Raw genomic sequence first — 7,554 nt, forward strand, 5'->3', positions numbered from 1 at the left:
ATGGAGCACAGTATTTTGGTCCATTTACTAGCTTATGGGATCTGAATAAAATCTTTAGAACTATGCGTAAACTGTTCCAGATTGCGAACTGTTCGCTAGAGTTGGGAAAGAAGGTATACAAACCTTGTCTAGATTATAGTATAAAGTTGTGTTCTGCTCCGTGTAATGGGTCTGTAACAAAAGAAAAATATCAAGAAATGATTCGTCAAGCGATTCTTTTTTTGGAGGGACGTTTCGAAGAAATTCTTGCTCAATTAGAAAGAAAGATGAAGGTTCATTCAGACAAGTTAGAATTTGAAACTGCCGCACATATTCGGAATCAAATAAATGCCTTGAAAAAGATTCAAATAAGACAACGAGTCGTCTCAACAGATCTCGTGACCGTAGATCAAGATATAATCGGATTGACGAAAAAAGGAAAACGTGCAGGTGTACAGGTGTTTTTTATTAGAGAAGGAAGAATTATGGGGAATGAACATTTCTTGTTACGATTTTTCAAAGATGATGACAATGAATTACTGACCGGGTTTATCAAACAATACTATGCCATGCGAAAGACTGTCCCCAACGAAATAATCCTTCCGCAAAATATAGACAAAGACGAGGTTCAAGTAATTCAACAATGGTTGCAAAAATACAAGGAGCGACCAGTAAGCATTCGAGTTGCAGAACAGGAAAATGAACTAAATCTCGTTAAATTGGTCAACAAAAATGCCCAGATTCAATTGATTCAGGGAAAAATCGAAGAGTCGTCAGAAACGTCAAAACGCATACTTGAAGAAACAAAGAACGTATTAGGACTTCAAGTATTACCTTACAGAATAGAGGCTTTTGATATTTCAAATATTAGGGGGGAAGCGTCGGTAGGCGCAATGGCAGTTTTCATCAATGGCAAACCTAAACCATCAGAATATCGTCATTTTAAAATCAAGAGTGTATATCAGCAAGATGATTATGCCATGATGCAAGAAATAGTGCACCGTCGATATAAGAGGGTTATCAAAGAAGGAAAAACCCTGCCAAACTTAATTCTAATTGACGGTGGAAAAGGTCACTTGCATACAGCTGTTGAGGTAATCCATGATTTAGATCTGAAGAAAATTGATATCATAGCATTAGCTAAGGAAAATGAAGAAATCTATATTCGTGAAAAGGATGAACCAATAAGTCTCCCAGAAGAAAATATAGCATTACTATTATTAAGGAATGTCAGAGATGAAGCTCACAGATTTGCTATAAATTATCATCGAAAACTCAAAAGAAAAAGAGTTACACATTCTGTACTCGATGAAATTCCAGGAGTTGGAAAAAAACGAAAACAAGATTTACTTTCTTATTTTGGATCGCTTGAAAAGATAAAGACTGCTTCTATCGAAGAGTTAGAAAGCATTCCCTCAATTTCTGATACAGTGGCAACATACATTTTCAAGAAATTTCATCCCTAAGTGTAAAAGAAGAATAAGACTAAACTATAGAAAAGAAGGAAGTTAAAATAAGACTAATTAACACCTGCTAGACGTTCGGCTATAGCTGTCGCTGCTTTTGCTGTCTTCTCGATTTTATCATCGTCAATTTCAGTGATCATATCGGTCGAGAGATGATATTGTTCGTGAGGCCAGAAAATTAACATTACAGAGGGAATACCTTGTTCAAAGAAAGGCCAATGATCACTCGCAGGAAGGAGTTCGGGATTCCATTGAATATCAAACTCATCTTTGATGGACTCTTTCAAAGCCTCGTCAACTTGATGTCTAAAACTGTCAGGAGCCACCCATACCCATAGATATTCTCCTACGCCGACCATATCCAGGTTTACGACGTTTTTTATTCTAGCAATACTGGAGGGGTCTTTTTCTTTTAGTGTTTTTACATAATAGTAAGATCCAAAAAAGAGATATTCTTCGGCTGCAAAGGTGATAAATTTCACTGTTTTCTTAGTTCCCCCTTTCTCGATTAAATTTTTTGCGACTCTTAATACAGCATCTACACCGCTTGCGTTATCATTAGCTCCATGTGATTCATAAGTACTGTCGTGATGAGCGCATACAATTATTTCTTCATCTGGTAAAGCAGAACCTCGTAGCGTACCGATTACGTTTTGTGTCTCAAGACCAGGTACAAGTTTTCCAGCGGTATCTATGCGCACGCGGATTTCTTCACCAGCAGCTAGTTTCTCCTGAAAATATTCATGGGTTTCCTGATCTGTCATGATATAGGGTGCACATCCATATGTCTTCCCGATTTCCATAAGTGTGAAATTGATAGCTGGTCCATCAATATGTCCTATGATATAGCCAAGATGATTTCCAGCGTCATCAACAACAGCGTATTTTGGCCATTCAAAAAGCTTAGGTATGAAGGGCATGATCCCGATGTACTCTAATTTCCCCGTGATGCCTCCTTCTGGAGTACTTTCACTGAACATAAAAACGCCTGAGGGTAATTCCTTTTGCTGAGGTTCTACTAATTCTAACATCGGTCTTCGAGTCATTTCCCAACCAAGAAACTTGAATTTTTGGATCTCTACTTCTAATCCAATCTCTTTCATTTTCCTAGCAATATATTCTGTCGCTTTTTTATCAGCTTCAGTTCCTGCCCGTCGCTCACCAATTGTTTCAGATAAGTATTTCGTTACTTCACTTACCATTTTAAATTCACCTTCTCAATAATATCAGAGTGATATCTTCTTTTCATATAAGACGTATTATAAATATAGTCTTGTTACAAATGGAAAAAAAAGTAAAAAAACGACTTAGCTCACACCAGCTAGGCGTTCAGCTATGGCTGTTGTCGCTTTTGCTGCCTTTTCGATTTTATCTACTTCAATTTTATCGTAACTATCATGTTCTTGATGCAGATATTCATAAGGCCAGAAAATGAGGTGTACCGACGGAACCCCTTCTTCAAAGAAGGGCCAGTGATCACTTGCGGGGAGGAGTTCTAGATTCCATTGGATATCAAACTCACCTTTAATAGATTGATCCAAGGCATCGGCAACTTGTTGTTTAAAACTTTCAGGAGCTACCCAGACCCACAAGAATTCCCCTGAGCCCACCATATCAAGATTGATAACATTTTTTACTCTAGCAAGCTGTCCTTGTTCTTTTAATGTTTTAGCATAATAATAAGACCCATAAAGGAGATATTCTTCAGCCCCGAATGCGACAAATTTCACTGTTTTCTTAGTTCCGCCCTTCTCAACTAGCGCTTTAGCTGCTCTTAACATAGCATCTATACCGCTTGCATTATCATCAGCACCATGAGATTCAAAACCACAATCATAGTGTCCACATACAATTATTTCTTCATCTGGTAAAGCAGAGCCTCGTAGCGTACCGATTACGTTCTGCGTTTCAAGACTTGGCGCATGTTTTCCAGCGGTATCCATTCTTACACTTATTTCTTCGCCAGCTGCTAATTTTTCTTGAAAATAAGTATGTATCTCTTGCCCAACTATAACGTAAGGGGCACATCCATAATCTTTTCCCATATCAGTCAATACGAAATTCATAGCAGGCCCATCTATATGAGCCAAAATGTAACCAAGATGATTTCCCTTGTCATCGACTATGGCATACTTGGGCCATTCGAAGAGCTTGGGGATTACATACTGGATTCCGACGTACTTAATCTTTCCTATAATGCCTCCCTCAGGAGTACTCTCACTAAACATTAAACTCCCTGTGAGGATTTCCTTCTGCTCAGGTTGTAATAGTTCTAATCTTGCTTTCCGAGTTATTTCCCAGCCAACAAACTTGAATTTTTGGTATTCGACCTCTAACCCAAGTTCTTTCATTTTCCCTGCGATATACTCTGCTGCTTTTCGATCAGCTTCAGATCCTGCAAGTCGCTCACCAATTGTTTCAGATAGGTATTTTGTTATTTCACTTTCCATTTCGAGTTCACCTTTCGCGATAAAAGTTAATTGAAAGCGCAATTTCTTCGGCGAAGTTTATAAATGTTGCGAAAATGGGTAGAAAGTCAATAAGGACGTCACACATTGAGAAAAATAAAGTTATAGAAAATAGAATGAATTTATCACTAATTCCTTGAAGATAATGATGAGAGACTGTCTCTTGAATCTCTGAACTGTAGAGTAGTGAGCTACTCAATGTATGATATCGTTCAAAACGCTCAAATAATCCGATAAAAGCCGTGTTATGAGAAAGTTTCTTCTAATATGCTCTTTACCTTTTTTACCCATTTTTTCTGCTAAATCGGGCTCTTGTAATAGTCTTATAACTTTTTCTGCAAAGCTTCCTGTATCATGGGGATCTACCAAAAAACCAGTTTCCCCATCAATTACTTGTAATGGGATTCCTCCAACGTTAGAAGCCACAACAGGTGTTTCCTTCCATAGAGCTTCAGTTACTGAAAGTCCAAAGCCTTCTTTTATCGAGGTTTGTAGTACAACATCGGAACGTCGCTGTAATGCATTTACTAGAATATTATTTTCGCTAGTTATGAGAATAACATCCCTATTTTCAACCAAATCTTCTGCCTTTTGTTTTACGTTCTCATAAATTTGATAACCTTCTGGGTCATCTGCTGCCATACTTCCGCATAAGACTAATCTACAATCTATTTTATCCCAGACACGCCGGAGGACATCTATTGCCCCTTCCGGGTTTTTCCATTTATCGAATCTGGATACCTGTGTTATGAGCGGTTTATCAGTGGGTATGTCGAATTTTGTGATGTACTTCTCGATGGTTTCATCATCGAGTTCTTTATTTTTTGAAGAAAGTGGATCAATGGTGGGATGTACAATCTTCTGTTCTACTGGTAAATCGTCTTTTGTGTATTTTTTATTTGAAACAATAACCAAATCATACCTTAGAATGAAGTTCTTAAGATAATTCCAGACCTCTTGATTAGGATTCGACAGATCAACATGACATCTCCAAACCCATGGCTGCCTTTTCTTATAATATTTTATAAGAGACAGAGGCTGTGGATCATGTATAATTACACAATCATGATCTATGTGTGTAAATACAGAGAAATCCTCATTAGCTTTAGTGTACACATGTTGTTTCATTTCAGTAAAATTAATATCCTCTCCCTGAAGCGCGTTATGAAATTTCTTTGTGGTTATAAAAAAATCAGGATTTCCATGTAATATTCTCCAGCCTACCTCTAAACCAACATCATTCATTAAAGGTACCAAGGAGTCAAGCATTTCTGCTACTCCCCCGCCTGCGTATGTCGAGTTGATATGTACGACGTGCTTCCCATAAAGTCTTCTAGCTTTTTTATAAATCTCGGAGATTACTGTGTCGCCGACAATTTCTCGATAATTTTCTAAAGTAATCATAATTCCGCCACCTTTTTGATAGTCCTTAGATTCTTCCTACATTTAACTAATTCGGTGAAGAAATGCCTTTCTTACAAGTGAAAAAGTTAAAATCAAAAGGATTAGTCTTTCAAAGTTTCAGTTATCAAAATAGTTTCGTTAACTTTCAAAAGAACGACTATAGCACCAATAACAGGCAAAACTGCTAAGATAAAGAACATGTTCCTTAAACCGAACATTTCAGCAATAAAGCCCGCTATAATTGTCCCAGTTACTGCTCCGAGAGTAATGCTAGAATTTAAATAACCCATAGCCTCATTATGCTTACCCTTCGGTGAGATATCTGATACAAAAGCACTACCTCCAGTATAAATACATGCAAACACAAATGCATTAAGAGTTTGGGCTATAATTAGCAAATAGAGACTGTAAGATAACGCATAAAGGGAAAGTACGACAGTCGTGCCAAATAGACCGAATAGAATAATAGGCTTTCTACCTAGCCTTTCATCCGACAACTTTCCTACAGGAGTCATCAATAAACCCTGGAGACCCATATTAATCAGCAGTAGTATACCCACCCACGTCGTTGAGACCAATGACGCAAAGAAAATTGTGAGTAGTGCAAATGAGCCCCAATAAGCACTATATCGTAAAAATGCAGAGATATAAAACCAGTTTAAGCCATTTTCTTTGAGATATGCACCTTCTCCACTAGTTGAAAAACTAAAGCGTTTTTTTAACGCGATTAAAGCCTTTTTGAAGTCTCGGTCTTTACCAACATCGGCTTTAGTCTCCTTCAAGAAAAATATTGTTAATACAACTGTAAGCACTGCAAGGAAACTCCCTAAATAAAAAGACATTGTAAAATTAAATAAATCCGCAATTAAACCGCTCAAAAAGGATCCTATGGCCCATCCTAGCGAGGTTGTCGAGTTTAAAAGTCCCAAATTTCTCCCTTTTTCAGTTTTTGAGGAGATTTCAGAGACCATCCCCATTATACAGGGGACAAATCCAGCGGAAATAAAGCCAAAAACAGCCATGAGTAAAATCAAGTGCAGTGAACTGCCCACAAGAGGGATCACAAGAAAAATGATGGCAGATCCGAGCATGCTCACGATAAGAAAGGGTTTTCTTCGCCCCAGTTCGTCTGATAACGAACCCATAATTACCGAACTCACTGAAGTTACACCAAATAAAGTTCCTATAATTATGCTAGCCTGAAACAGCGTTGCCCCCAGATAAGTCCTCGCATAAAGAGGAATAATAACAAATGGAACGATTGCTGCAAAAGAAGAAAGCCAATTTGTAATATTAATTGATATTAATGAGGGAGCGCCATCACTTGTTGTAGAGTTCAAAGAAATCACGCATTTCCTTTTTTATGTACTAATAATCCTATTTGTCTTGACCTAATAACAAAGAGATCTTATGCAAACTGGTTTGAGTCTCCAATGATTTTTGTTGATTTAATTCAAACCTTTGTACCCTTCATCACGTAATTCCATTTAAAAATACATTGGATTAAGTTGCTGCACGATATCACTTTTCAAAACTTAAAAATCAGATCCAAAACAGATTAAACATCACTCAATTAATGCCTTCTGGTCGCTAATTTGCCTCCTAAAGATAAGGGATGATTAAATTCGGGATTAGTACCATTTTGAACAATAGTCAAAAAAATGTTATCCCTCGGGTGTCGGCATCTTTATGACTACATTGGGTTCCTTTATCTTCCTTTGCTTCAATTGGATCATGGCGTCTTGTAACTTCTCGAAGGGAAATACCTTGATATCTATAGTTATACCAATTTTTGTGGCAAGTCTTAAGAATTCCTCTGATTCGGAATGCTTCACATTATAAAGAGTGAAGATGTCTCTGCCCCAGAGATTATTGGAATAATCATTTATCTCTATCAGGGACATGTCCACTGGGGCCAAGATCACTCTTCCTCCCTGATTGACCTGAGAAAGCGTGGGTTCAACTAACTTGCCCGCTGGCGGGAAGAGTATCGCAGCATCTAGCCGTTCAGGCATCTTGGCATTCATCGTATCGTTGGCCCATACTGCGCCCTCCCTTCTTGCAGATTCTATATTATGTTTTGATCTTGTACTCACATAGCATTCTATTCCAAGGTAATTAGCAACCTTTAAGACATAGTAAGCTGTTGGCCCAAACCCGTACAGACCAAGTTTATCACCCTCCTTGACGGAGGCAAGTTTAAAGGAAAGATATCCAGCGACCCCTGGGCATAAGAG

5 protein-coding genes and 1 pseudogene are annotated in these 7,554 nt (G+C 38.0%); 1 reads left to right on the top strand and 5 read right to left on the bottom strand.

The window, feature by feature from the left end; translation table 11 throughout:
- Positions 1-1,445 (top strand): excinuclease ABC subunit UvrC (uvrC, locus tag QVB70_RS13940; protein ID WP_287587405.1); only part of this gene is annotated, 1,445 nt, incomplete at its 5' end.
- A gap of 53 nt (positions 1,446-1,498) precedes the next feature.
- Here the strand turns inward: uvrC and QVB70_RS13945 are convergent.
- The 5 genes and pseudogenes from QVB70_RS13945 to QVB70_RS13965 form a co-directional block, all read right to left on the bottom strand.
- Positions 1,499-2,647, bottom strand: a complete 1,149-nt coding sequence (locus QVB70_RS13945) for a M28 family metallopeptidase (RefSeq protein WP_287587407.1) — start codon at positions 2,645-2,647, stop codon at positions 1,499-1,501.
- A gap of 105 nt (positions 2,648-2,752) precedes the next feature.
- Positions 2,753-3,895 (bottom strand): M28 family metallopeptidase, encoded by a 1,143-nt coding sequence (locus QVB70_RS13950; protein WP_287587410.1) that lies wholly within the window; start codon positions 3,893-3,895, stop codon positions 2,753-2,755.
- 213 nt (positions 3,896-4,108) lie between these two features.
- Entirely contained in the window at positions 4,109-5,317 is a 1,209-nt protein-coding gene (locus tag QVB70_RS13955) for a glycosyltransferase (RefSeq protein ID WP_287587413.1), read from the bottom strand.
- A gap of 101 nt (positions 5,318-5,418) precedes the next feature.
- Positions 5,419-6,657, bottom strand: a complete 1,239-nt coding sequence (locus QVB70_RS13960; RefSeq protein ID WP_287587415.1) for an MFS transporter — start codon at positions 6,655-6,657, stop codon at positions 5,419-5,421.
- 324 nt (positions 6,658-6,981) lie between these two features.
- Positions 6,982-7,554: pseudogene (locus QVB70_RS13965) on the bottom strand (alcohol dehydrogenase); the annotation flags it as partial.

The organism is Candidatus Borrarchaeum sp. (genome assembly GCF_019058535.1).
GTDB lineage: Archaea > Asgardarchaeota > Sifarchaeia > Borrarchaeales > Borrarchaeaceae > Borrarchaeum > Borrarchaeum weybense.